This is a genomic window from Stenotrophomonas sp. (assembly GCF_032099025.1).
GTDB lineage: Bacteria > Pseudomonadota > Gammaproteobacteria > Xanthomonadales > Xanthomonadaceae > Stenotrophomonas.
Genome location: NZ_DAMCID010000009.1, coordinates 1,699 through 25,590, shown reverse-complemented (window position 1 = coordinate 25,590; position 23,892 = coordinate 1,699). Strand labels below are relative to the sequence as shown.

Annotated in this window: 20 protein-coding genes; 10 read left to right on the top strand and 10 right to left on the bottom strand. The window is 69.8% G+C overall.

Annotated elements, in window-relative coordinates; genetic code table 11:
* Positions 1-28: 28 nt before the first annotated feature.
* Positions 29-787 (top strand): hypothetical protein, encoded by a 759-nt coding sequence (locus tag RT456_RS08210; RefSeq protein WP_313344963.1) that lies wholly within the window; start codon positions 29-31, stop codon positions 785-787.
* Between the two features lie 57 nt (positions 788-844).
* Here RT456_RS08210 and RT456_RS08205 read toward each other — a convergent pair whose 3' ends face one another.
* The 9 genes from RT456_RS08205 to RT456_RS08165 all read right to left on the bottom strand — a co-directional run bounded on the left by RT456_RS08205 (position 845) and on the right by RT456_RS08165 (position 9,787).
* A complete protein-coding gene (locus RT456_RS08205) occupies positions 845-1,345 on the bottom strand; it encodes a lysozyme (RefSeq protein ID WP_313344961.1) in 501 nt (166 codons plus the stop codon).
* A gap of 65 nt (positions 1,346-1,410) precedes the next feature.
* On the bottom strand, positions 1,411-2,631 hold the full coding sequence (locus tag RT456_RS08200) for a hypothetical protein (RefSeq protein WP_313344958.1): 1,221 nt from the start codon (positions 2,629-2,631) through the stop codon (positions 1,411-1,413).
* An 83-nt stretch (positions 2,632-2,714) separates the two neighbouring features.
* A complete protein-coding gene (locus RT456_RS08195; RefSeq protein WP_313344956.1) occupies positions 2,715-3,452 on the bottom strand; it encodes a hypothetical protein in 738 nt (245 codons plus the stop codon).
* Positions 3,453-3,526: 74 nt separating this feature from the next.
* Entirely contained in the window at positions 3,527-4,477 is a 951-nt protein-coding gene (locus tag RT456_RS08190; RefSeq protein WP_313344953.1) for a 2OG-Fe dioxygenase family protein, read from the bottom strand.
* A gap of 141 nt (positions 4,478-4,618) precedes the next feature.
* Complete coding sequence (locus RT456_RS08185; protein WP_313344950.1) at positions 4,619-6,664, bottom strand: FUSC family protein; 2,046 nt, start codon at positions 6,662-6,664, stop codon at positions 4,619-4,621.
* A gap of 3 nt (positions 6,665-6,667) precedes the next feature.
* Complete coding sequence (locus RT456_RS08180; RefSeq protein ID WP_313345248.1) at positions 6,668-8,122, bottom strand: efflux transporter outer membrane subunit; 1,455 nt, start codon at positions 8,120-8,122, stop codon at positions 6,668-6,670.
* 11 nt (positions 8,123-8,133) lie between these two features.
* Positions 8,134-9,042 (bottom strand): HlyD family secretion protein, encoded by a 909-nt coding sequence (locus RT456_RS08175; protein WP_313344947.1) that lies wholly within the window; start codon positions 9,040-9,042, stop codon positions 8,134-8,136.
* Positions 9,039-9,248 (bottom strand): DUF1656 domain-containing protein, encoded by a 210-nt coding sequence (locus RT456_RS08170; protein ID WP_313344944.1) that lies wholly within the window; start codon positions 9,246-9,248, stop codon positions 9,039-9,041. Before RT456_RS08170 ends, RT456_RS08175 begins: the two co-directional genes overlap by 4 nt.
* 83 nt (positions 9,249-9,331) lie before the next feature.
* Positions 9,332-9,787: a MarR family transcriptional regulator gene (locus RT456_RS08165; RefSeq protein ID WP_313344942.1), complete on the bottom strand. Its 456-nt coding sequence runs from the start codon at positions 9,785-9,787 to the stop codon at positions 9,332-9,334.
* A gap of 159 nt (positions 9,788-9,946) precedes the next feature.
* On the opposite strand from RT456_RS08165, the gene folE reads away from it, so the two are divergent.
* From folE to RT456_RS08145, 4 genes are read left to right on the top strand one after another with little or no spacing between them, the layout of a single operon-like run.
* On the top strand, positions 9,947-10,549 hold the full coding sequence (folE, locus tag RT456_RS08160; protein WP_038691614.1) for a GTP cyclohydrolase I FolE: 603 nt from the start codon (positions 9,947-9,949) through the stop codon (positions 10,547-10,549).
* Between the two features lie 13 nt (positions 10,550-10,562).
* Positions 10,563-12,032 (top strand): DUF3375 domain-containing protein, encoded by a 1,470-nt coding sequence (locus tag RT456_RS08155; RefSeq protein WP_313344939.1) that lies wholly within the window; start codon positions 10,563-10,565, stop codon positions 12,030-12,032.
* Positions 12,019-12,720 (top strand): DUF4194 domain-containing protein, encoded by a 702-nt coding sequence (locus RT456_RS08150; RefSeq protein ID WP_313344936.1) that lies wholly within the window; start codon positions 12,019-12,021, stop codon positions 12,718-12,720. Before RT456_RS08155 ends, RT456_RS08150 begins: the two co-directional genes overlap by 14 nt.
* Before the next feature lie 44 nt (positions 12,721-12,764).
* Positions 12,765-16,382, top strand: a complete 3,618-nt coding sequence (locus tag RT456_RS08145; protein ID WP_313344934.1) for an SbcC/MukB-like Walker B domain-containing protein — start codon at positions 12,765-12,767, stop codon at positions 16,380-16,382.
* Between the two features lie 37 nt (positions 16,383-16,419).
* Here RT456_RS08145 and RT456_RS08140 read toward each other — a convergent pair whose 3' ends face one another.
* Positions 16,420-17,196: a TSUP family transporter gene (locus tag RT456_RS08140; RefSeq protein ID WP_313344932.1), complete on the bottom strand. Its 777-nt coding sequence runs from the start codon at positions 17,194-17,196 to the stop codon at positions 16,420-16,422.
* A 341-nt stretch (positions 17,197-17,537) separates the two neighbouring features.
* On the opposite strand from RT456_RS08140, the gene RT456_RS08135 reads away from it, so the two are divergent.
* The 5 genes from RT456_RS08135 (at position 17,538) to RT456_RS08115 (ending at position 23,795) form a co-directional block, all read left to right on the top strand.
* Positions 17,538-17,927: a YchJ family metal-binding protein gene (locus tag RT456_RS08135; protein ID WP_313344929.1), complete on the top strand. Its 390-nt coding sequence runs from the start codon at positions 17,538-17,540 to the stop codon at positions 17,925-17,927.
* Positions 17,928-18,169: 242 nt separating this feature from the next.
* A complete protein-coding gene (egtD, locus tag RT456_RS08130) occupies positions 18,170-19,144 on the top strand; it encodes an L-histidine N(alpha)-methyltransferase (protein ID WP_313344926.1) in 975 nt (324 codons plus the stop codon).
* Between the two features lie 151 nt (positions 19,145-19,295).
* Positions 19,296-20,591, top strand: a complete 1,296-nt coding sequence (gene egtB, locus RT456_RS08125) for an ergothioneine biosynthesis protein EgtB (RefSeq protein WP_313344923.1) — start codon at positions 19,296-19,298, stop codon at positions 20,589-20,591.
* Positions 20,588-21,562, top strand: coding sequence for an L-histidine N(alpha)-methyltransferase (gene egtD, locus RT456_RS08120; protein ID WP_313344921.1), 975 nt, complete (start codon positions 20,588-20,590; stop codon positions 21,560-21,562). Before egtB ends, egtD (RT456_RS08120) begins: the two co-directional genes overlap by 4 nt.
* A gap of 55 nt (positions 21,563-21,617) precedes the next feature.
* Complete coding sequence (locus RT456_RS08115; RefSeq protein ID WP_313344919.1) at positions 21,618-23,795, top strand: lytic murein transglycosylase; 2,178 nt, start codon at positions 21,618-21,620, stop codon at positions 23,793-23,795.
* Positions 23,796-23,892: the final 97 nt, after the last annotated feature.

The window sequence follows — 23,892 nt, the reverse complement described above, 5'->3', positions numbered from 1 at the left end:
GCGTGTCCTTTCCACCCAGGAGTACGCCATGAGCACCCATCCCGTTTCCTCCCGCTGGGGCCTGCTGGCCCTGTTCGCGCCGCTGCTGGCGCAGGCCCAGGCCCACCCCGATGCCGCCACGCCCACCCCATGGGCCGGTGCCGACATCGTTGACGCGCGTCCGTCGTCGGTACGCCTGCAGCCGCAGCCCGGCAGCGATACCGTGCAGATCGCCTTCGGCCAGCCGCGCCACTGCCGGCTGGAGGCGCGCCCCACCGACAGTGAGGCGGCCCCGCTCCGCTATGACGTCACCGGCAGCAGCGGTGGCCGCTACTGCAACCAGTGGGTCCCCGGGCGGATCACGCTCGACACCGCTGCATCCCCGGTCCGCCTGCTGCTGCGCAGCGGTGCGCGCGAGGTGACCGTGCCGCTGTGGAGCGTGGGGCAGGGGCTGGCCACCGATACGCTGAACCCCACGCTGGCAGGCCGCTGGATCACCACGGTGCAGGCCAGCGACGGCGCGGACGTGGACATGGCGGTGCAGCTGGTCGGTCGTGACCCCGGCGACACCGGCAGCAGCCTGGTCTACGCCAGTCCGCGCAACTGCCGCCTGCCGCTGCGCTTTGAAGGCAACGCTGCCGATGGCGCGTGGTTCGCGGTACTGCCCGGCAATGGCGGCGCGATCTGCGACCGCCTGGTGGGCCGCTGGCTGGTGGTGCAGGCCCGCGGTGAGGGCATCGCCGTCCGCATCGATCCGGCCAACGGCGAGTGCGCACCCGGCTGCCTGCTGGCGCGCGCGAAGCACTAGGGCAGCACGCGGCAACCGCGGCCCGCGCGTCCGTCCTGGACGCGCGGGCCGTTCGTTTTACCAATGCGTGTAGGCGCCGGTGCTGTACATGCGCCACTCTGCCGCACGCCGGTTCACCAGGCCCCTCATGACCTTGCCCTGCGAACGCGTCCACGCCATCCACGCCGCCTCCAGGCTGGCGAAGGTGGTGACCGCACGCGGGTTGTTGATCATCTTGACCACCGACGACCGCGCGAAATTGCCGCCGCCGATGTTGTAGCAGAGGATGACCAGTGCATCGAACTGGCATTGCGACACCGCGGCGGTGATGCCGCGCGCGACGGACTGCTCGAACGGCACCAGGTCCTGGCGCAGCAGCTGTTCGGCCTGTTCCAGGCTCACGCCGCCCGCCAGCCGGTCCCACTCGCCGCGACCGATCAGGTGCCCATAGCCGACGGTGGCGCCGGGCACCCAGGCCGTGATCGGCCGTCCGGTCTGGTCGTCATACGGCTGCAGCCGCTGTCCCTCCACATGTTTGAGCCATTCCACGCCCTGCGGGCTCAGTGTCATTGCGTTCATTGCGGATCCTCGTTGGTCTGGCGCATCCAGGAGAGGTCGCCACGCCGCGTCGCGGCGCGGGGTGTTCAGCGGCGGTCGGGCAGCTTGAAGCCGATGTAGGTGCCGGAACTGAGGCCCATCAGGCCGAGCAGGGTCGGGCTGAGCTCGGGCATGCTGAGGTTGTTGTAGACATCGGACAGGAAGATCACGCCGAGGATCAGGGTGAACGCGAAGATCTGGAAGCGATCGAAGCGGTAGCCCTGTGCATCCGACAACAGGTCATGCAGCAGGCCCTGCGATATCGCTTCCGGTGCCTGCGCATGCAGCGTGCGCAGCTGCTGGTCGATCTGTGCCACGCGCTGCCGTGCCGCCTGCTGGCGGGTGCGTGCGTCGACGTCGGCATCGGCGTCCTGCCACCGGCTCCGCGCGCCGAGCTGCGGCACCAGCTGCTCGCGTTCGGCCAGCAGGCCGCCTTCGCGCGCGTCCTGTGCGGGTGCCGCGCCGGCGTCGATCACCGCTTCGCTCAGCGCCGTGCCCGCGCTGATGCCGAGCAGGGCCAGCAGCGAGGGGTGGATGGTGTCGGTGGCGTCGGTGACCAGCCAGATCGCGGTGTAGGACAGGTAGATGAGGAAGAACCAGACCGCCATCTGGAAGCGGCCCAGGTCGTACGGCTGGGTCGCTCCGGGGCCGGGCTTGCGGATGATGCTGGTGGTGCGCGCCAGCTGCACGAACACCGCCAGCGTCACCACCACCAGCGCCAGCGCGATGCCGCCGTACACCGGCGAGATCACCGTCAGCTGCACGCGCTGGCCGCCGGTCAGTGCGGTATCGAACGGCGCGCCATCGGCCGGCCCGACGCTGAAGGTCACCGGGCGGCGCAGGCCTTCCGGCGCACCGAGCAGGTCCGTCCAGACCGCGCGGTTGTCGTCGCTGATGCGCAGGTGGAACATGAGCCGCCCGTGCACCAGGTCGATGGCCTCGGGCGTGTTGCCGGTGATCGCACGGCCGTCGATGAAGGGCACCAGCTGCCGGGGATCACCCTCCATCGCCCACTGCGCCAGCTGGTCCACCTGCACGGTCAGCGTGTAGTCCAGCTCGAGGTGGCCGTGCAGCGCGACCACCCGCGGCGGTGCCTCGGCGGCGTGTGCCGCCGGCGCGGGCGCGAACAGGGCCAGCAGCAGTGACAGCAGCATGGCCACCAGCACCGCCAGGCCGCGCAGCAGGGCGGCGATGCAGTGTTGCCGGTACGCGCGTGCGCGCTCGTCCGGGTCGGTGGGCGGCGGAGAACGGGAATCAGGGGTGTGCATGCAGCCTCCGTGGCAACGCGCAGCGGCAGCGCTGCGCAGCACAGGTATAGGGCGGCGGCGAAGATGCGATGCGGCGCGGTGTTTCAGGGAGTTGCCGGCTCGTTCCGGCGTTTCGCCCGCAGGCGCGCCGCCGGCGCCGGACGCGGTGCATGCGCCGGTTCGGCCGGCACCACCACCACGCTGGAGGCGGTGTACGGGAAGACGCCCAGGTCCGACACCTCGCCCTCGCCGGATTCGGGAAACACATGGCGGCGGTGCCCGGCGATCACCCGTTCGGTGGTGATCTGCTCGGCGAGTGCGGCCATCCGCAGCGGCTGGGCGAAGACCTCCACACCGATATCCAGATGCCCCTGGCCGCGCAGCGGCTGCACGAAGACCAGCTCCACGGTGCGACCGGGGTCCACCGCATGCCAGCCCGAGCGGCTGTCGTCGAACGCGAAGCGCGCGCTGGCCCCGTCGCGGGCGGGCTCCAGGTGAAACGGGCGCAGCCCGATGGGCAGTGGCACCGTCGCCTCGCGCAGCAGCGAGTTCTGCAGCCACGCGGCCTGCACGCCGTCTTCGGCGGCCATGCCGATCTGTACATCCAGCACCGCGAAACTGAGCTCGCCGACGTTGGTGATGGTGATGGTGCTGCGGCTGTCCACGCCGCCGTCGGCGCGGTGCTCCAGTTCGGTGGCGATCGACACCGAGGCCAGCGCGCGCTGCTGCTCCCACAGCACCGGGCGCGCCGACATCCAGGCATCGAGCGCGATCACGAACGACACCCCGGCAATGGTCAGCGGCAGGGCCTGCTCGGCCACCAGGTGCAGCAGCTTCAGCATCCGCCCGCGCCACGGCGATGGGGCGGGCCGCCGTGCGCCTGCCCCGCCCGCTGCAGGCCGCGTGACACGGGCCTTCATGCCGGCGCGTCCGCCAGCACGTGGGCGTCGATGCCCAGGATCATGCGCTGGCCGGACTGGCCCGCGGTGGTCGCGCGGATCGGTGACACCTCATGCCACAGCGGCGATCCGGCATCGGGCTGGAAGATGCCTTCGCCTTCCTCCAGCGCGTGCTCCAGCAGCACGGCGCCGGCACTACCGCGACGCACCCGCGACAGCCCGCCCTGGATGCCACGGCGTCGCACCACCAGCGCCGACACGATGTAATCCGCGCCGTCCTGGTGCAGTCCCTCCGGTGCCGGATCGGTCGCCGTGTCACCGTCGGCCAGGGTCAGCATCTGGTGCACCGCCATCTCCAGCGCAGTGGCACCGCACTGGGCGTGGATGGTTTCGGCAATGCCGGCGACAAAGCGCAGCATGTCCGGGTGGTAGGTCAGTGCCGTCGGGATCGCGGCGAAGTGGCGCACGGCGGTGCGCCCGGCGACGGCCGGCTGCTCGAAACGGGTATCGGCCAGGGGCTGCAGCTGCCAGCAGCGGGTGGCCTGGCGGCGGAGCCGGTACTTGCGCAGGCTGCGCCGCCGGTGCGGGCGGATCCGCAGCAGCGCCTCGCGCAGCACGCAGGGCAGGGCAGCCAGCAGCGCTGTCCACGACGGGTCGGTGGCGTCGCCGGCGCAGGCATCCAGCAGGCGGCGCTGGCCGCCGTCGAGGATGCTGCGGTAGCGCTCCAGCATCTGCCGGCGCCGTCGCGCCACATCCCAGGTATCCCACGGCAGGGAGTCGGCCTGCGCGGCCAGCACGTCGAGGAAGGCCGGCGGCAGGCCAAGCTGCTCCATCCGGAACAGGCGCGGTGCGCAGCGTCGCTGCGGCATGCGCGGCAGTGCAAGCCCCAGGCAGTGCACCGGGGGCAGGGGCGGCAGCGGATCGGTGGCGGGGGAAGCGGCGGCAACCGGGACGGCGGGGGCGTGCATGTGCGTTCTCCGTGGGAAAACACCACGGACCGCATCGGTGCCGGGTGCACCTGCTGTATAGCCACGGCGCCTCCCTGCCATCGCGCGTGCGGTTGCACGCGCTTGTCGCGATCAATCAACGCGGCGGCGAGCCGCCGTCGCTCACGGTGCGGCGGGCAGGGAGGCCGGCGTCAACGCGTCGCCGGCCGGCGCGCGTTCGGGGAACAGGCCGTAGCGCAGCCCCAGCACGCCCATCAATGCCTCGTCGCGGGCCTTGCCGGCATCCACCGTCTGCACGCGCGCGAGCGAGGCATCCAGCTTCGCCTGCAATGCCGGCGGCGCGGGCAGCGGACGGCGCTGGGCGACCTGGGCGCGGTAATGCGTGGCCACGTCGTCCAGGATCGCGTCGATGGCCTGCGAACTGGCGGGCGGCAGTCCATGCCGCGCCCGGCGCAGCTGCAGGATGTTCAGACCGATACGCGCTTCAGTGAGCATGTCCACCGAGGCGATGTCGCTGCCCTCGGGGGTGGCGGCCAGGCGCGGGGCCAGCAGGCCCAGCAGGTCCAGCATGCGCGCGGCGAACTGCTGGCGGTCCTGCTGGCCACGGCCCTCGGCGGCGTCGGCCAGCGTGGTCCAGCCCTGGCGTACCAGCCGGCGGGCGGTCCACTCGGCACCGACCGAGCGGAACAGCCGGGTCATCACCACCGCAAACCCGATCCCGATGAACATCGCCACCGAGGAGTTGATGAAACTCTGGATGTTGGCGCTGTAGGTGTTCTGCACGTTGAGCAGCGCCACCAGGTTGACCGTCAGCGGCAGCCCGATCAGCGCGGTCTTCGGCCGGTGCAGCAGCAGGCCCAGCGGCAGGAAGATCACCGCCAGTACCAGAGCCAGGCTGCCGAAGTCGTGCACCGCCGGGAATACGCCGAACAGGTACACCGCCGCCACCAGGCTGGCCACGATCGCCCACAGCAGGAACTGCAGCATGCTCGGCGCCGGGTCGTCCTGCGCGGCGAAGAACGCCGCGGCCACCGCGGCCATCATCGCGCCGTTGCCACCGCCCTCCCAGCCCAGCCCGATCCACAGCGCGCAGTAGGTCATCAACGCCACCCCGGCACTGGCCGCGGAGAACAGCGCCATGCCGTAATCCACGTGGCGGGCAGCGCCCAGGCGCTTGGCGTTGATCCGGTAGTGCGCGGTGTCGCGCGGCGCGCTGCCGTATTCGATGGCCTCATGCAGGGTGGCGCAGTCCTGCCACAGGTCCACCAGCTCCTCCAGCCGCAGCAGCAGGGTGACCAGCAGCAGGTGATCCAGCTCGCCATCCACGACCGGCTTCAAGGCCAGGATGCGTGCACGCAGCGTGGCGTACTCGCTGGCGGTGGAGCGGCCCGGCCGTTCCAGCCACTCGGCGATGTCCTCGACCAGCGCTTCCAGCCCGGGCGGCAGCGCACGGCCACCGGCACGCAGCGCACCCAGCCGGTCGGCAATGGACGACAGCACCGGCAGCATCAGCAGCATGCGCTCGCGCAGCCGCTCCATCGACACCGCCGCGCCGGCATGGCGCGGATCGTCGCGGCGCAGGAATTCGATCAGTGCCTCGAACTGCACCAGGTCGGCGGCCAGCCGGTTGCGCGGGCCATGCGCGTGGCCGCGCAGCAGGATCTGCCGGCACCACTGCGCCGCATCGCCCATCCAGCTGCTGATCCGCGCATTGAGCATCGGCCGCGCCGAGGTCGGGAAAAACAGCGAGGCGAACAGCACCGCCACCACCGTGCCGAGGATGATCTCCTCGCTGCGCGCCACCACCGTGTCGAAGATGGTGTCCGGCGAGGTCACCGCCGGGAAGCCGATGAACGCGGTGGTGTAGCCGGCCAGCAGGAACGCATAGCCGCGCGGGCCACGGTTGAGCAGCGCAATGAACAGACAGGCCGACAGCCACAGCGACATCGCCGCGCTCAACAGCAGCGGGGTCTCCACCAGGTGCGGCAGCATCCACAGCGTGGCCGCCCCCGCAATGAGCGTGCCGACGATGCGGTACACGCCCTTGGCGCGGGTCGGGCCCAGCATCGGCTGGGTGACGATGTAGACCGTGGCCATCGCCCAGTACGGGCGCGACAGGTTGCCGGCCAGGCCGATGTACAGCGCGGCGAGCGCGGCCAGGAAGGTCTTCACCGAGAACAGCCACGCCTGGCGGTCGAGCAGCAGCATGGGTCAGTCCTGCCGACCAACAGCGGGCGCCTGGGCCACCGCGTCGGCGTTCCAGCCCCCGCCGAGCACCAGGAACAGCTGGATCTGGTCGCGCGAGACCTGCGCCTGCTGCTGGGCCAGGGTGGCATCGGCCGAGACCAGGGTGCGGTCCGCGTCCAGGCTCGACAGGTACGGAGTGCGCCCACCCTGGTACAGCCGGCGGTTCTGCGCGGCGGCGAGTGCGGCCTGCGCCTGCGCCTCCTGCAGCGACTGCAGCCGTTGCAGGTCGTGCGCGTAGCGGCTCAGTGCAGTCTGGGTCTCGCGCAGGGCCTGCAGCACGCTGTGGTCGAATTCGGCCAGTGCGGCATCGGCCCCGGCCTCGGTGGCGTGGATGCGGGCATGGGTGGCCGAGGAGGGCAGCGTCCAGGAGATCAGCGGGCCGAACGACCATTGCTGGGTCAGCGGTTCGCCGATGTCGGCGAGCAGGCCCGCCGCGCCGAGCGAAGCGCCCAGGCGGATGTCCGGGTACAGCTCGGCGGTCGCCACGCCGATCCGGGCCGTGGCGGCGGCCAGCCTGCGTTCGGCCTGGCGGATGTCGGGGCGGCGCTGCAGCAGCGCGCGGCCATCGCCCACCGGCAGCGGTTGGGCCAGGGTCGGCGCCTGGCTGCAGGCATCCACGCCGTCGGGCAGCTGGCCCGGCGTGCGGCCGAGCAGGGCGGCCAGCTGGTATTCCGAGGCCTGGCGCTGCGCGCGCAGTGGCGGCAGCGCCGCCTCCAGCATCGCCACCTGGGCATTGGCGCGGGCCAGCTCCGGCGGCGTGCCGCGCCCGGCATTGATCAGGCGCTGGGTCACTTCGCGGCTGCGCTGCTGCAGCTGCAGGGAATGTTCGGCCACGTGCAGTTCGTGGTTGGCGTGGCAGATCTCCACGTAGCTGCCGGCCACCTGGGCCACCAGCGAAACCCGCGCCAGGTCCATGGCGGCAGCCACCGCCTGCTCGTCGGCGCGTGCGGCCTCGGAGGCGCGCTTGAGCTTGCCGAACAGGTCGAACTGGTAGGACACCGCGAACTTGCCGTCGGCCAGGTTGATCGGCGGCAGTTCGTGTTCCAGCAGGAACGACTCGGCCGACAGCTGCGCGCGGCTCACTCCGGCCTCGGCCTCGTACTCGAACCCGCCGGCATCCAGCGCCTGCTCGTAGACGGCGGCGGCGCGGCGCAGGTTGGCATCGGCCACCTTCAGTTCCACGTTGTCGCGCAGCGCCTGTTCCACCAGCCCGTTGAGCGTGGCGTCCTGGTACAGCTCCCACCAGCGCGCCGGCAGTTCGGCGCCGGGCGCCACCTGCGGGTTGGCGGTGTCGATGAAGGCGGCATTGGCGGCGGGGCGCTGGAAGGCCGCGACGGCCGGTACCGCGTAGTCCGGACCGACCGTGCGGCACGCCGCCAGGCTGCCGGCCAGGGCCAGGGCGGCGCAGATGCGGTGCAGCGGCGGGCGGTTCACAGCGCCGCCCGTGCCGGTTGCGCCGGCGTGGGGGCGGCGGCGTCCGGCTCGATGGTGACCGTGGCGGTACGCCCGGCGATCAGGTTCACGCCCTTGGGGACGGTGTCGATGTGGATGCGCACCGGGATGCGCTGGGCCAGCCGCACCCAGTCGAACGCCGGGGTCACGTTCGGCAGCAGGCTGGAGCCTTCACTGCGGTACCTATCCTCGATGCCGGCGGCGATGCTCTGCACATGGCCCTGCAGCGGCTGCGCCTCGCCCATCAGGCGGATGTCCACCTTCTGCCCGGCGTGCACGCCACGCAGGCGGGTCTCTTCGAAGTAGCCATCGACGCGGAACGAGCCGGTGTCCAGCACCGCCATCACGGGGCGCCCGGCCGTGACGTAGTCGCCGGCGCGCACGGTGCGGTCGTTGACGTGGCCGTCGCTGGGGCTGCGCACCTCGGTACGGGCCAGGTTGAGCTTGGCCAGGTCCACCGCCGCCTGCGCGGTGGCCATCGAGGCCTGGGCGGCCTGCAGCTTGGCGCGGCGCACTTCGGCATCTTCGGCGGCCACCAGGTCCTGCAGGCTGCGGTCGCGCGCGATCTCGCGGCGCAGCTGCTCCAGCGTGGCGCGGCGCTCGCCCAGTGCGGCCTGGGCCTGCTCCAGCGCGATCTGGTAACGCGCGCGGTCGACCACGAACAACACTTCGCCGCGCGTCACCGGCTGGTTGTCGGCCACCTTCACCGCCTCGACCAGCCCGGACACGTCCGGGGCGACCTGGACCACGTCGGCGCTGACGTGCGCGTCGCGCGTCCACGGCTCGTCCATGTAGTACGACCACAGGTGGCGCAGCACCAGCAGGGCGGCGATGACGGCGACCACGGTCAGGACGACCGGGACGGTGTGCTTGAGGATCTTGTTCACGATTGCATCCAACGCATCAGGGAAAACAACCCGCCGAGCACGATCACGTACGTGGCCAGGTTGAACAGGGCGGGGTGCCAGATGTGGCGGTAGGCGCCGGTGCGCTGCAGGACCAGGCGCAACCCGCTGTTGAGCAGGTAGGCCAGCAGCATCAGCCCGAGCAGGGTCGGGACGAACACACCATAGAGACTGAATTCACCGTACATCGGGCAGGAAGTTCGCAGGGAAGCGGAAAGGGGGGTGCCACGGCGTCGCAGGACAACACCGGGAGGGCGGGCAGGGCAGGGGCTTACGTCACGCGTTCGGACGCGTCGGCCAGCAGCGTCCAGAGTTTCAGCACGGTGCGCAGTTCATCGGTGCTCAGCGCCCCGAACACGTCCTGGCGCAAGGCGATCAGCGCGGTTTCCAGTTCGCTGACCAGCGCCTCCCCCTTGTCGGTGAGCCACAGCAGGTTGGCACGGCGGTCGCTGGCGTCGCATTCGCGGCGGACCAGGTCGCTGGCCGACAGCTTGTCCAGCAGGCGCACCAGCGAAGGGCCTTCCATGCCCAGCTGCTGGGCCAGCGTGACCTGGCGGATGCCCCCGCCGGCGCGGCCGATCAGCAGCAGCGGCATGGTGCACGCGGCTGAAATGCCATAGCTGCCCAGGGCCTGGTCGGCCAGGCGCTGCCATTGCCGCCCTGAGTGGAGCAGGCCGGAGCTGAGCTGCATCTGCAGCTGGGTATGTTCGTCGAGGGAGCGTTTCATGGCAGATAGATAGGATACTACTAATTACGATCCTATCAATACCCCCGGCCCAACGGCGGCCCAACGGACCCTCACCGGGCGGGGCCCGACACCGATGGCGGAGGACGCCCGAGGGGTCTGTCGGGTACGATGCTTGCCCCCCTTCGGGTGCTGTATGTAATGAGCAAGAAAGACAACGACGCGACCCCGGTCACCCAGGCCGATGCCGAATCGGCCGTGCGCACCCTGCTGCGCTGGGCCGGTGAAGATCCCACCCGTGAAGGCCTGCTGGACACCCCGCGGCGCGTTGCCGAAGCGTACGGCGACTGGTTCAGTGGCTACCGCGATGATCCGCGCGCCTACATGGAGCGCACCTTCGAGGAAGTGGCCGGCTACGACGAACTGATCGTGCTGCGCGACATCGAGTACGAAAGCCACTGCGAACACCACATGGCGCCGATCATCGGCCGCGTCCACGTCGGCTACCTGCCGGCCGGCAAGGTGGTGGGCATCAGCAAGCTGGCCCGCGTGGTCGAAGCCTATGCCCGCCGCTTCCAGGTCCAGGAAAAGATGACCGCGCAGATCGCGCAGTGCATCCAGGACGTGCTGCAGCCGGTCGGCGTGGGCGTGGTGGTCGAAGGCGCGCACGAGTGCATGACCACCCGCGGCATCCACAAGCGTGGCGTGAGCATGGTGACCTCCAAGATGCTGGGCAGCTTCCGCGAAGACGCCCGCACCCGTGCCGAGTTCCTGCGCTTCATCGAAGTGGGCGGCAAGCGCTGAACCCCCGGGCACCATGAAACATCGCGAGCGCATTACCCGTTATCGCCACCTGCGCGAGCAGTCACAGTGGAAGCTGCTGGCGGCCGACCACGCGCCGGAGATCATCGGCCTGCTGCAGAGCCTGCTGATGCAGGACGAGCGCACCCTGTCCACCGGGGTGCTGCACGAGCGCCTGCAGCGCGCGCTGGATGACCTCAAGGCCGACGAGCTCGCGCGGGATCTGCCGCGCACCGCGCAGGCGTACATCGCGCACTGGCTGGCCCAGGGCTGGCTGGAACGCCGCCTGCCGGAAGGCGCCGACCAGGAGCAGTACGAACTGTCCACCCAGGCCGCGCAGGCGATCCGCTTCGCCGACAGCCTGGAGCAGGCGCGCGCGGCCGCCACCGAAAGCCGCCTGGCACTGGTGATCGAGCAGCTCTCGCAGCTGGCCGCGCTGACCGAGTCCAATCCGGATGCACGCCTGTCCGCGTTGCGCGACGAGCGCGACCGCATCGATGCCGAGATCGCCCGCGTCAGCGGCGGCAAGGTATCGTCGCTGGATGGCAAGCGCGCGCTGGAGCGGACCCGCCAGATCATCGGACTGGCCGACGAGCTCACCGAAGACTTCCGCCGCGTGCGCGATGACTTCGAACGCCTCAACCGCGAGTTCCGCGAACGCATCATCGACGACGAGGGCGAGCGCGGCGACGTGCTGTCCAAGCTGTTCGAAGGCGTGGACGTGATCGGCGACAGCGACGCCGGGCGCAGTTTCGAGGCGTTCTGGCGGCTGCTCAACGACGCCGAGCAGAGCGCCCAGCTCGATGCCGCGCTGGAGACCGTGCTGGCCCGTGGCTTCGCGCGCAAGCTCGACCGTACCGAGCGCACTTTCCTGCGCGGCTTCACCACCACCATGCTCGAGCGCGGTGGCCAGGTCCACGACGTGCTGCAGCATTTCGCCCGCAGCCTGCGCGGCTTCGTGCAGAGCCGTGGCTACCTGGAGCAGCGCCGGCTCAACCAGCTGCTCAAGCAGGCACAGGGCGAGGCGCTGTCGCTGCGCGACCATGTGCCGGCGCAGCGCGCCATCGGCCACGACCTGCAGCTCAGCACCAGCCGCCTGCGCTCGCTGTCGCAATGGAAACTGCACGATCCGCGCCAGGCGCACGTCGACGGCAGCGTGCAGCGCAACGAGACCGCCGCGATCTCGCTGGAGAGCGTCGGCGACCTGGTGGCCGCCTCGGAAATCGACTTCCGCACCCTGCGCCGCGACCTGCACGACCTGCTCGGCGCGCAGCCGCGGCTGTCGATCGCGCAGGTGCTCGAACACCGCGAGGCCCCGCAGGGGCTGGGCAGCATCATCGGCTATCTCTCCCTCGGCACCCGCCACGGCGAGGTCGCCACCGATCAACAGGAGATCGCGCAATGGCGCGGCGGCGATGGCCAATGGCGTCGCGCCCGCATTCCGCTGATCTGGTTCACCGAGGAGAAACGCCATGAGCTGGCATGAACAATCCAATGACGCCGCGGTCGACGGCAGCGCGGACGCGCATGACGATGAGCCGGTCGTGGTCACGCCGCTGCCGCGGCGCAGCAATGACGTGTTCTACATGGGCGACACCGGGCGGCTCCCGCTGGATGGGCGCCGCGCGCTGTGCCAGCTGCTGATCGGCCCCAGCATCGACCAGCTGCGCCACGCCAAGCTGTGGCCCGCGCTGATCCGCAGCGAAGCGGCCATCCGCTCGGCGCTCGCCGACCTCTTCCTGGAGCTGGTGCTGGACCGCGAAAGCGGCGTGGCCTTCACCCGCCAGGCCGACACCGAAGACATCGACGCACCGGTGCTGCTGCGTACCTCGCCGCTGACCTTCATCGATTCGGTGCTGCTGCTGCACCTGCGCCAGCAGCTGGCCGAAGCCGATGCCCGCGGCGTGCGCGCGGTCGTTGAAGACGGCGGACTGGCCGAAGCGCTGGCCGTCTACGAGCGCCATCTCTCCACCGACCGCGCCGGCTTCAACCGTCGCGTCGCCAGTGCGGTGCAGAAGATGAAGGACAACCACATCCTCACCCGCCTCGGCGGTGACGATGCGCGTCATGAAGTGTCACCGGCACTGAAACTGATGTTCTCCGCCGAAGATGTCGCCGCCCTGGTGCAGGTGTACCGCCGCCTGCGCGAAGCGCCGGCCGACCTCGACGCCTGAGCGCGCCTGCGCGCCGCTGCCCTGCCTGGATTGCTAGCCCTGCCATGACCGTCCACATTCCCGCACCCGCCCTGTTCCCCGGCGACCAGCCCGACCCGCGCGCGCAGCAGTTCCGCATGCGCCGCCTGCAGGTCCACAACTGGGGCACGTTCTCCGGCCTGACCGAAGTGCCGATCGCCGAGCGTGGCTTCCTGTTCGTCGGCCGCTCCGGCTCGGGCAAGTCCACCCTGCTCGATGCGATGTCCGCGTTGCTGGTGCCGCCGGCGCTGGTCGACTTCAACGCCGCCGCGCGTGAAGCCGAACGCAGCGGCCGCGACCGCAACCTGGTCTCCTACGTGCGCGGCGCCTGGGCCGACCAGCAGGACAGCGGTACCGGCGAGATCGCCACGCAGTACCTGCGCAAGGGCGCCACCTGGACCGCGCTGGTGCTGGAATACCGCAGCAACGACGGCCGCATCGTCAGCCTGGTGCGGCTGTTCTGGATCGCCGGCAACGGGGCCGCCGCGGCCGATGTGCGCAAGCACTACATGGTGGCCGAGCGCAGCATCGACATCGCGCGCGATCTCGGCGGCTTCGACCTGGACCTGCGCAAGCTCAAGCAGCGCCTGGGCGATGTGCACCACTTCGACAGCTTCGCCAGCTACGCCGAACGCTTCCGCCACGTGCTCGGGATCGAGAACGAGATGGCGCTGCGCCTGCTGCACAAGACCCAGTCCGCCAAGAACCTCGGCGATCTGAACGTCTTCCTGCGCGACTTCATGCTCGACGCACCGCGCACCTTCGATGCCGCCGAGCGTCTGGTCGACGATTTCGCCGAGCTCGATGGCGCCCACCAGGCCGTGGTCACCGCGCGCCGCCAGGTCGAGACCCTGCTGCCGGCACGTGGCCACTACGCCGACCTGCAGGCGCTGCGCCGTCAACGCGCGGACCTGGACGAAATGAAGCTGGGCATCGACGGCGTGCGCGAGCAGCGCCGGCTGGCCCTGCTGGAGGCACGCCTGCTCGAACTGGACACCCGCGACCGCGGCCTGTCCGGCGAGGAGGGCCAGCGCCGCAGCGCGCTGGACAACCATGAAAGCCATCTGGCCGAGCTCGAGGCGCAGCGCCGGCAGCAGGGCGGCGAGCGTATCGAGGAGCTGGAACGCGAGCAGGGCCGTGTGGCCCAGGAACGCGACCGCCGCCTGGCCAAGCGCAGCCAGGCCACCCACGCCAGCCGCGAACTCGGCGAAACCCTGGCCGAGACCGCGCACGGCTTTGCCGAGCAGCTGGCCCGCGCGCAGACCCGCCTGGATGACGGCCAGCGTGCCGCTGCGGCACTGGACGAGGCCATCGCCGAACGCATGGGGGGCAAGCGCGACGACGAGCGGCGCTTCGCCGAGGTGCGCTCGGAGCTGGAGGCGCTCAAGCGCACCCCGTCCAGCATTCCCGCGCCGATGCAGCAGCTGCGCGCGCGCCTGAGCAGCGATACCGGCATTCCCGAAGCGGCCCTGCCGTTCGTGGGCGAACTGCTGCAGGTCCGCGACGAAGATGCCGCGTGGCAGGGCGCCATCGAACGCGTGCTGCACGGTTTCGCGCAGTCGCTGCTGGTCGACGAACGCCACCACGCCCAGGTTTCGGACTGGATCAACCAGACCCACCTTGGCACCCGCCTGGTGTACTACCGCGTGCGCCGCAACGACGACGCGCTGCACGGTCGCGAGCCCGGCGCGCGTTCGCTGCTCAACAAGCTGGTCCTGCGCGAACACGGCTACGCGTCGTGGCTGCGCCGCGAGCTGGCCAAACGCTTCGACTACGAATGCGTGGATGCGCGCCACCTGCGCGATACCGACCGCGGCATCACCAAGGAAGGCCAGGTCAAGCATCCCGGCGAGCGCTTCGAAAAAGACGACCGCCACAACATCAGCGACCGCCGTCGCTGGCTGCTCGGGTTCAACAACCGCGACAAGCTGGACCTGTACGAACGCGAGGCGATCGAGCTGGCCCAGCGCATCGCCGCGTGCGACAGCGATGTGGCCGCGCTGCGTGCGCAGCGCGAGCAGGACGGCAAGGCGCGCCTGGCGTGCCACCAGCTGTGCACGCTGGGCTGGGACGAAATCGACGTGGCCGCGCCGCTGCAGCGCCTGGACGACCTCGCCCAAGCCCTGCACGACCTGCGCGAAGGGAACGCCGACCTGCGCAAGCTGGGCGAGCAGATCGAAAAGACCCGCGCCGACGTGATCCAGGCCAAGCGCACCTATGAAGACGTGCGCGTGGAGCGCGGCCAGCTCGGCCGTGAGCGCGAGCGCCTGGATCGCCTGCACGAGCAGTGCGTGCCCTTGGCCAAGCGCGTGGTCACCCCGCTGCAGCAGCAGGGCCTCGGCGAGCGTCTGACCGCCCTGGGCGTGCTCAGCCTGGAGAACCTGGAGGCCCACTTCCGCCAGATCAGCAACGCGCTCAACGAACAGCTCGGCAGCTCGCAGGCCGAACACAACCGCTTGGAGAACCTGCTGCTGGGCTGCTTCCGCCGCTACTGCCAGGCCTGGCCGGAAGACAGCGGCGACTTCACCGTCAGCCTGTCCAGTGCCGAAGATTTCCTGGCCCGGCTGCAACGGCTGGAGAACGACGGCCTGCCCCAGCACGAGGCGCGCTTCTTCGACCTGCTGCAGAGCCAGAGCAAGAACAACCTGCTCGCACTGCAGCGCCATACCGCCGAGGCGCGCAAGTCCATCGCCCAGCGCCTGGACGAGGTCAATGCCTCGCTGGAACAGGTGCCGTTCAACCGCGGCACGCTGCTGACCATCGAACTCACCGACCGCCGCCTGCCCGAGGTGCTGGACTTCCACCAGCGCCTGCGCGACGTGCTGTCCCAGCAGCAGACCGACCAGCGCGAGCTGGCCGAAGCGCAGTTCGCGGTCCTGCGTGAGCTGGTCGCCAAGCTGGGCTCCCAGGAAGGCGAGGACAAGCGCTGGCGCGAACTGGTGCTGGACGTCCGCCTGCACGTGGAGTTCGTCGGCGTCGAGCTCGACGCCGCCACCCGCCAGCAGGTCGAGATCTATCGGAGCGGCGCGGGCAAGTCCGGCGGCCAGCGCCAGAAGCTGGCCACCACCTGCCTGGCCGCCGCGCTGCGTTACCAGCTCGGTGGCGCCGACGGCCAGCTGCCCAGCTACGCCGCCGTGGTGCTCGACGAGGCCTTCGACAAGGCCGACAACGAGTTCACCGCGCTGGCCATGAACATCTTCGACAACTTCGGTTTCCAGATGGTCGTGGCCACCCCGCTGAAGTCGGTGATGACGCTGGAGCCGTTCATTGGCGGCGCCTGCTTCGTGGAGATCAGCGGCCGCCATGACTCCGGCGTGCTGCTGATCGAGTATGACGACGAGGGCAAGCGGTTGAAGCTGCCCGAGCGTGCGCGTGCCGGCGAGACGGCGGCGGCACCTGCACCGGCGGTGATCGCGGCGCCTGACCTGATCGAGGCCCAGGAGGGAACGTCCAACGGCGTGATCGCCGCCCCGGGTGACGAGGATGCCAACGTCAAGGCCGAGCATGTGGAGGCACCGGCAGCAGTGCCGGCATCCCGCCGAACCAAGGCCACGACCAAGGCGCCGGCGAAGAAAGCGGCAAAGAAAGCCGTGAAGAAGGCCGCGCCCAAGGCGGCGAAGAAACCGGCCAAGCCCCGGCGCTGAGCCACGGACGGGTCAGCCTTCGGGCTGGCCCGCGCTGCTATCCGGCGAAGGTGTCCCAGCCCATCCGCGCGATCAGCACCACCACCAGGCCCACGAACAGCTTGCGGATGAACGGCGTACCGCCACGCAGCGCCAGCCGGGTGCCCACCACCGAACCGATGATGTTGGCCGTCGCCATCGGCACGGCGAACAGCCACAGGATGTTGCCGGTCGGCACGAAGAACGAGATCGCGGCGACGTTGGTGGCCAGGTTCACCACCTTCGACGCGGCCGAGGCGCGCAGGAAGTCCAGCCCGAAGAAGCGCACGAACAGGAATATCAGGAAGCTGCCCGTGCCGGGCCCGAAGAAGCCGTCGTAGAAGCCGATCACCGCGCCGATCGCCAGCGCCGTGGCCAGCTCCCTGCGGCCGATTTCGCGGGGGCGGTGCAGGGCACCGAAGTCCTTCTTCCACAACGTGTAGCCCAGCATCGCCACCAGCAGCACCAGCACCAGTGGCCGCACCGCATCCTTGGGCAGCAGGCTCACCGCCGTGGCCCCGGCAAACGAGAACACGAACGCCGTGGCTGCCGCGAACAGCACCGGTCGCCAGGGGAAGCGCACGTTGCGCGCATAGCGGAACGCCGCCGCCGCGGTGCCGAACATCGAACTGAACTTGTTGGTGCCAAACAGCATGGCGGGCGTGTGCTGCGGCAGCACCGTGAACAGCCCGGGCAGCTGCACCAGCCCACCGCCCCCCACGGCCGCATCGACCAGCCCGGCGATGAAGGCGATCGCCACCAACCACAACAGCTCAGGGGGAACCAGCTCGAACACGGCAGCGCATCGTGGCGGAAAGCGCGCCAGCATACGCCCAGGCCACCGGTAACGGGTAGAGCCGACGGGGTAGAGCCGACTGGGTAGAGCCGACTGGGTAGAGCCGACTGGGTAGAGCCGACTGTTAGTCGGCTGCTCTCCGCTCAAGGGTCATGACACCCCACGCACGGCTTCGTTCAACGCTAGACGCCGGAAGCACGGCGGTGGTCGTATGTACACAGGCTCCGGGCGGTTGGGCCGCGCGGCGCGCGGTCACCGGGCAGGGCCCGGCGCTACGCATTGCCACGGGCCTCCGTTGGGGGTCCTGCCATAAAGCCGGTGCGTCCGGGCACAATGTGCCCATGACCCCTGTTGACCCCTGTCCCTGCGGCCTTGCATCGGCTTACATCACCTGCTGCGGCCGCTACCACGCCGGCGATCCCGCCCCCGATGCCGAGGCCCTGATGCGCTCGCGCTACAGCGCCTACGTCAAGCAGCTGCCGGACTACCTGCTGGCCAGCTGGCATCCCGACACCCGTCCGGAAACCCTGTCGCTGGACGAACCGGCCGGGCAGCGCACCCGCTGGCTGGGCCTGACCGTGCACGAGCACATCCGCAGCGATGCCGACCACGCCGAGGTGCGTTTCACCGCGCGCTACCGGATCGGTGGCGGCAGCGCGGTAAAGATGAAGGAGCACAGTCGCTTCGTCCGCGCGCACGACCGCTGGTTCTATCTCGACGCGTTGCCCTGAACCCTCCCGGCGCCGCGTACCGCCAGCACGCGCTGCTGGCCGTGCGCACGCACGCAGTTGCGCCCTCCGGCGCATGTAGGACCGATGCCGACAGTCCATGGCTCGTGTCAACGCCACTGCGGTGGGGCACCGGAACGTATCGTCGTTCCAGCCAGCAGCGCGATGCTAGTTTCCTGAGCGAATGTCTCCGACATGCCATCAGGTGGGTGCCTGAACTGCCTGCCCCTTCGTCAGGACCCCGCATGCGCAAACCTCACACACGACGGCACGGCGAGGACGCCCAGTCGACCCCCTTTACGCAGATGCGCGCCGACGTCCTGCACGGTCTGGAGCAGTATCCGCGGCGGCTGCCCTCCAAGTACCTCTACGACGGGCGCGGCTCGGCGTTGTTCGAACACATCACCCATCAGCCGGAGTACTACCCGACCCGCACTGAGCTTGCCCTGCTGCGCGCGCATGCCGCCAGTATCGCCCGGTGGGTGGGGCCGCGCCTGCATATGGTGGAACTGGGCAGCGGCGATGGGCGCAAGACCGCCCTGCTGCTCAATGCGCTGGACGACCCGGTCGCCTACACCCCCGTGGAGATATCGCGCACGGCTTTGCAGGGCAGCATCCTGCGTTTGCGCGCCGCCTTGCCGGATGTCGAGATGCTGCCGCTATGTGCGGACTTCACCCAGCCGTTGGCGCTGCCCAAGCCGCAACGCGCACCACAGCGCCGGCTGCTCTTCTTCCCCGGTGCAACCCTGGGCAACTTCATGCGCGGCGACGCGGTCGCCCTGATGCGGCTGATGCACCATGCGATGGGACCTGACGGCATGGCCTTGATCGGTGTCGACCTGCACAAAGAACCGGCGATGATCGAGGCGGCGTACAACGATGCCGCCGGCGCTGTTGCCGCCCTCAGCCTCAACCTGCTACGTCGCCTCAACCGCGAGCTCGGCAGCGACTTTGATCTTCACGGGTTCGCCCATCGTGCCTGCTACCACGCATCAACGCGGCGCATCGAGGGTGAGCTGGTCAGCCTGCGTGCCCAGAACGTGTGTATTGGCGCGCACCGCTTCGCGTTCGACAACGGCCAGGCAATCAACGTGTTCTACAGCCACAAATACAGCGAAGCGGAATTCGCCACGATGGCCGAAATGGCCAATCTGCGCATCTGTGCCGATTGGTGCGCCACCGGTCCCGCCTTTGGCCTCTATCTGCTGCGCCGGGCGTGAATCCTTGGGAATGCGCGCCAGGCCGACCCCCAGACAGGTCAGCACCCGCGGCCCGTGCCTGTTCAACGCGCCTATTCAACTTGAGCGATGTAACAGGATGTGAGCCGGGCCATGACGTCGCGCTCACCAGCGGTCACCGATCCTGATCGCGATGAACGCCGTCGCTACCCCGTCCCGATCCGCCGCCAGTGCTGCAACCGTTGCACTGGCCGCCCGCTATGCCCAGGTGCGCGCACGCAGCGTGGCCCTGGCCGCGCCGCTCAGCGCTGAAGATGCCATGGTGCAGAGCATGCCCGATGCCAGCCCGGCCAAATGGCACCTGGCCCATACCACCTGGTTCTTCGAGCGCTTCGTGCTGGCCACCCAACCCGGCTACGCACCGTTCAATGCCGACTGGCACTACCTGTTCAACAGCTACTACCAGAGCATCGGCCCCGCCCATGCGCGGCCGCAGCGTGGCCTGCTCTCGCGCCCGGCGCTGCAGGAGGTGCTGCAGTTCCGCAGCGACGTCGACCAGCGCGTGATCGCGGCGCTGCAGGCCGATGCGCTCGACGAGCAGGCGCGGCGGCAACTGCTGCTCGGCCTGCATCATGAGCAGCAACACCAGGAGCTGCTGCTTACCGACATCAAACATGCGCTGTGGAGCAATCCCCTGCAGCCGGCGTACCGCGACGACCTGGTGCGCAGCCCGGGTCTCGCGTCGCCGCTGGCGTGGGTGCACAGCCCCGAGCAGATCATCGAGATCGGGGCGCCTGCATGGCCCGCCCATGCCGAGTTCGCCTACGACAACGAGTCGCCCGTGCACCGCGTGCTGGTGCCTGCCCATGCCCTGGCCCATCGACCGGTCAGCAATGCCGAATTCCGCCGGTTCGTCGAGGACGGCGGCTATGCCGTGCCGGGCCACTGGATGAGCGAGGGCTGGACCCTGTGCCAGCAGGAGCACTGGCAGCACCCGCTGTACTGGGACGATGCGCTTGAGCGTGAGTTCACCCTGGCCGGCTGGCGCGCACTCGACCCGGACGCGCCGGTATGCCACCTCAGCTACTTCGAGGCCGACGCCTACGCCCGTTGGGCGGGGGCGCGGCTGCCTACCGAGTTCGAGTGGGAGGCCGCCGCCGCCGGGCAGGCGCCGCGCGGCAACTTCGCCGACAGCGACCGTCTGCACCCGGCTGCCCCGGACGACGACGGTACCCCCGGGCCGCACGTGCAGCTGTTCGGCGATGTATGGGAATGGACCAGCAGTGCGTACGGCGCCTACCCGGGCTTCCGCACGTTCGAGGGCAACCTGGGCGAATACAACGGCAAGTTCATGTGTGGCCAATGGGTGCTGCGTGGCGGCAGCTGCGCCACCCCGGCCGACCACATCCGCCCCAGTTACCGCAATTTCTTCGCACCGTCGGCGCGCTGGCAGTTCGCCGGCCTGCGCCTGGCGAGGGACGCCGCATGAGTACTGTCAGTGATGCCCTGGACGCGTTGACCGACCTGCAGCCCGATCGCGCGCGGATCACCGCCGACATCCTGCAGGGCCTGTCGCAGTCACCAAAACAGCTACCCTCCAAGTATTTCTACGACGCGCGTGGCTCGGCCCTGTTCGAGCAGATCACGCGCCAGCCCGAGTACTACCCGACCCGCACCGAACTGCAGCTGCTGCAGTCCGTCTCGGCAGACATCGCGCGCGCCGTGGGTCCGCGCCTGCACGTGGTGGAGCTGGGCAGCGGCAGTGGCCGCAAAACCGAACACCTGCTGCATGCGCTGGCCGACCCGGTGGCCTATACACCGATTGAGATCTCGCGTGCGGCCCTGCTCGACAGCGTCGCACGGCTGGCCGAGGCGCTGCCGGAGATCGAAATGCTGCCGGTCTGCGCCGACTTCACCCGCCCGGTGGATCTGCCCGAACCGCAACGGGAGCCGGCGCGTCGACTGATCTTCTTCCCCGGGTCCACGCTCGGCAACTTCGCGCACGACGAGGCCGTCGCGCTGCTTGATGCCATGCGCCAGACCATGGGCCCCAACGGCCTGGCGCTGATCGGCATCGACCTGCACAAGGACCCGGCGCTCATCGAAGCGGCCTACAACGACGCCGCCGGCGTCACCGCCGCGTTCACCCTCAACCTGCTGCGCCGCCTCAACCGCGAGATCGGCAGCGATTTCGACCTCGACGGCTTCGATCACCGCGCCCGCTACAGCGTGCCGCGCCTGCGTATCGAAACCGAACTGGTCAGTCGCCGCGCACAGCGGGTGCATGTCGGCGGCCGCGTCTTCGATGTCGCCGAAGGCGAGGCGATGACCGTCGAATACAGCCACAAATACACCGATGCGACCTTCGCCGCGCTGGCCGCCGAAGCGGGCCTGCGGGTACGAACGCAGTGGAACGCGGCCGATCCAGCGTTTGGCCTGCGCCTGCTGCAGCGGGCCTGAAACGCGCGGCTTGCCGCTATGATGCAGGTCCACTTGGCTGCAAGGATTTCCGCCAATGAGGTCTTCAACAGGCTGGCTGCTGGGCATGCTGTGCCTGGTCAGCGCCCCGCTGGCCGCCGCGCCGCAGGACGACTTCGAGCGCTGCCTGGCCACGTTGCAGCCGCAGGCGCTCAAGCAGGGCGTCAGTGCCGAGGGTTTCACCCGCCTTACGACTGGGCTCACCCCTGACCTGAGCGTGCTCCCGCTGCTGGATGCGCAGCCGGAGTTCACCACGCCGCTGTGGGATTACCTGGCCGCGCTCGTGGATACGCAGCGGGTCGACGATGGACGTACCCGCCTGACCCAGCACCGCGACCTGCTGGCCACGGTTTCAGCGCAATACGGTGTCGATCCCGCCACCATCGTCGCCGTCTGGGGCGTGGAAAGTGACTACGGCCGCGTGTTCGGCAAGCGGCCGCTGCTGCAGTCACTGGCCACCCTGTCCTGCAACGGCCGCCGCCAGCCGTTCTTCCGTGGTGAGCTGCTGGCACTGCTGAAGCTGCTCGATGCCGGCGATCTCAGTGCCGATGGCCTCACCGGCTCCTGGGCCGGGGCCTTCGGCCATACCCAGTTCATGCCCTCCACCTATGCGCGCATCGCGGTGGACGGCGACGGCGATGGCCGTCGCGACCTGGTCGCCAGCATTCCCGATGCACTGGCTTCCACCGCGAACTATCTCAAGCAGGCCGGCTGGCGCACCGGCCAACCGTGGGGCATCGAGGTGAAGATTCCGCCGGGGTTCAACGCCGCCCTGGCTGGACGCACCCAGCGCAAGCCGCTGGCCGCCTGGCGCGCGCTGGGCATTGCCCCCGTTGCCGGCGGGCCGCTTGCACCTGCGGAGCTGCCGGCCGATGCCAACGCGGCGCTGCTGCTGCCCACCGGCGCCAAGGGCCCGGCCTGGCTGGTGTTCCGCAATTACGACGCGATCTACGCCTACAACGCTGCCGAAAGCTATGCCCTGGCCATCGCCACCCTGGCCGACCGCCTGCGCGGTGGCCCCGGCATCGTCGCGGCCTGGCCCACCGACGACCCTGGCATCGGCCGCACCGAACGACGTGAACTGCAGACCCTGCTGCTCGCCCGTGGTCATGACATCGGCGTTGCCGACGGCATGGTCGGCACCGCCACCCGGCGCGCCATCCAGATCGAGCAGCAGCGCCTGGGCTGGGCCACCCCCGACGGTCGCGCCGGCCAACGCATCCTCACCGCCCTGCGCACCGCCCCTCCACTTCCCATTACGTCGACCGCCATGCCTGCCAGCACCGTGTTCACCCTGCCGCCCAACCACGCCCGCTACGTGCAGTCGCCGGCCGCCCCCGCCGCCGCCCTGCCCAAGCTCGACGGGCTCAGCATCGTCAATGTCCAGGGCTTCCCAGCCTGGAAGGTGGAAACGCCGCTGGCCAGCGCCGCCATCTCCGTGTTCGGTGGGCAGCTGCTGTCGTTCGTCCCCAAGGGCGGCCAGGACGTGATGTGGCTGTCGCCCACCGCCCAGGCGCTGCCGACCCCCATCCGCGGCGGCAGCCCGGTGTGCTGGCCGTACTTCGGTCGCCAGGGGCAGGGCACGGATGTGCCGTCGCATGGGTTCGTGCGCAACGTGCCCTGGACGCTGCAGAGCGCACAACGCGAGGCGGATGGCACGGTGGTGCTGACCCTGGCGCCGCCGACCCTGGAGAACCTGGACCTGCGCCTGAGCATGCAGGTGCGGATCGGCCACACCCTCGAGCAGCGCCTGACCACCGAGAACACCGGCCGCCAACCGGTCACCTTCACCCAGGCCCTGCACAACTACTTCCGGGTGAGTGACGCCATGCAGGTCACTGTGTCCGGGCTGGACGGCCTGAGCTACCTCGACAAGTTCGAGAACTACGCCACCCCACGCACCCAGCAGGGCGACTGGTCGCTCAATGATCCGCGCGACCCCGGCCGCAGCGACCGCATCTATACCCAGGCCGGTGGCCGCTACCTGCTCAAGGACCCGGGCCTGAAGCGCAGCATCGAAATCACCACCCAGGGCAGCCGTTCCCTGGTGGCGTGGAACCCGGGCGAAGCGGGCGCGGCCAAGATGGCCGACGTCGGCCCCGGGTGGCGCAATTACGTCTGCCTTGAAGCGGCCAACGCCGGGCCGGATGTGGTCACCCTGGCGCCCGGCGCGCGGCATGTGCTGCAGCAGACCCTCAAAGCAACCCCGCTATGACGTAGTGCCGGCCGCTGGCCGGCTCCAAGGCAACCCACCGCGGTAGTGCCGGCCGCTGGCCGGCTCCAAGGCAACCCACCGCGGTAGTGCCGGCCGC

What these genes read in the sequence shown, in the direction of transcription:
- RT456_RS08190 (WP_313344953.1), bottom strand. Translation starts at nt 4,477, where the DNA reads ATGCACGCCCCCGCCGTCCCGGTTGCCGCCGCTTCCCCCGCCACCGAT.
- RT456_RS08155 (WP_313344939.1), top strand. Translation starts at nt 10,563, where the DNA reads ATGAAACATCGCGAGCGCATTACCCGTTATCGCCACCTGCGCGAGCAG.
- egtB (WP_313344923.1), top strand. Translation starts at nt 19,296, where the DNA reads ATGAACGCCGTCGCTACCCCGTCCCGATCCGCCGCCAGTGCTGCAACC.
- RT456_RS08135 (WP_313344929.1), top strand. Translation starts at nt 17,538, where the DNA reads ATGACCCCTGTTGACCCCTGTCCCTGCGGCCTTGCATCGGCTTACATC.
- RT456_RS08165 (WP_313344942.1), bottom strand. Translation starts at nt 9,787, where the DNA reads ATGAAACGCTCCCTCGACGAACATACCCAGCTGCAGATGCAGCTCAGC.
- folE (WP_038691614.1), top strand. Translation starts at nt 9,947, where the DNA reads ATGAGCAAGAAAGACAACGACGCGACCCCGGTCACCCAGGCCGATGCC.
- RT456_RS08195 (WP_313344956.1), bottom strand. Translation starts at nt 3,452, where the DNA reads ATGCTGAAGCTGCTGCACCTGGTGGCCGAGCAGGCCCTGCCGCTGACC.
- RT456_RS08205 (WP_313344961.1), bottom strand. Translation starts at nt 1,345, where the DNA reads ATGAACGCAATGACACTGAGCCCGCAGGGCGTGGAATGGCTCAAACAT.
- egtD (WP_313344921.1), top strand. Translation starts at nt 20,588, where the DNA reads ATGAGTACTGTCAGTGATGCCCTGGACGCGTTGACCGACCTGCAGCCC.
- RT456_RS08210 (WP_313344963.1), top strand. Translation starts at nt 29, where the DNA reads ATGAGCACCCATCCCGTTTCCTCCCGCTGGGGCCTGCTGGCCCTGTTC.
- egtD (WP_313344926.1), top strand. Translation starts at nt 18,170, where the DNA reads ATGCGCAAACCTCACACACGACGGCACGGCGAGGACGCCCAGTCGACC.
- RT456_RS08185 (WP_313344950.1), bottom strand. Translation starts at nt 6,664, where the DNA reads ATGCTGCTGCTCGACCGCCAGGCGTGGCTGTTCTCGGTGAAGACCTTC.
- RT456_RS08150 (WP_313344936.1), top strand. Translation starts at nt 12,019, where the DNA reads ATGAGCTGGCATGAACAATCCAATGACGCCGCGGTCGACGGCAGCGCG.
- RT456_RS08115 (WP_313344919.1), top strand. Translation starts at nt 21,618, where the DNA reads ATGAGGTCTTCAACAGGCTGGCTGCTGGGCATGCTGTGCCTGGTCAGC.
- RT456_RS08170 (WP_313344944.1), bottom strand. Translation starts at nt 9,248, where the DNA reads ATGTACGGTGAATTCAGTCTCTATGGTGTGTTCGTCCCGACCCTGCTC.
- RT456_RS08200 (WP_313344958.1), bottom strand. Translation starts at nt 2,631, where the DNA reads ATGCACACCCCTGATTCCCGTTCTCCGCCGCCCACCGACCCGGACGAG.
- RT456_RS08145 (WP_313344934.1), top strand. Translation starts at nt 12,765, where the DNA reads ATGACCGTCCACATTCCCGCACCCGCCCTGTTCCCCGGCGACCAGCCC.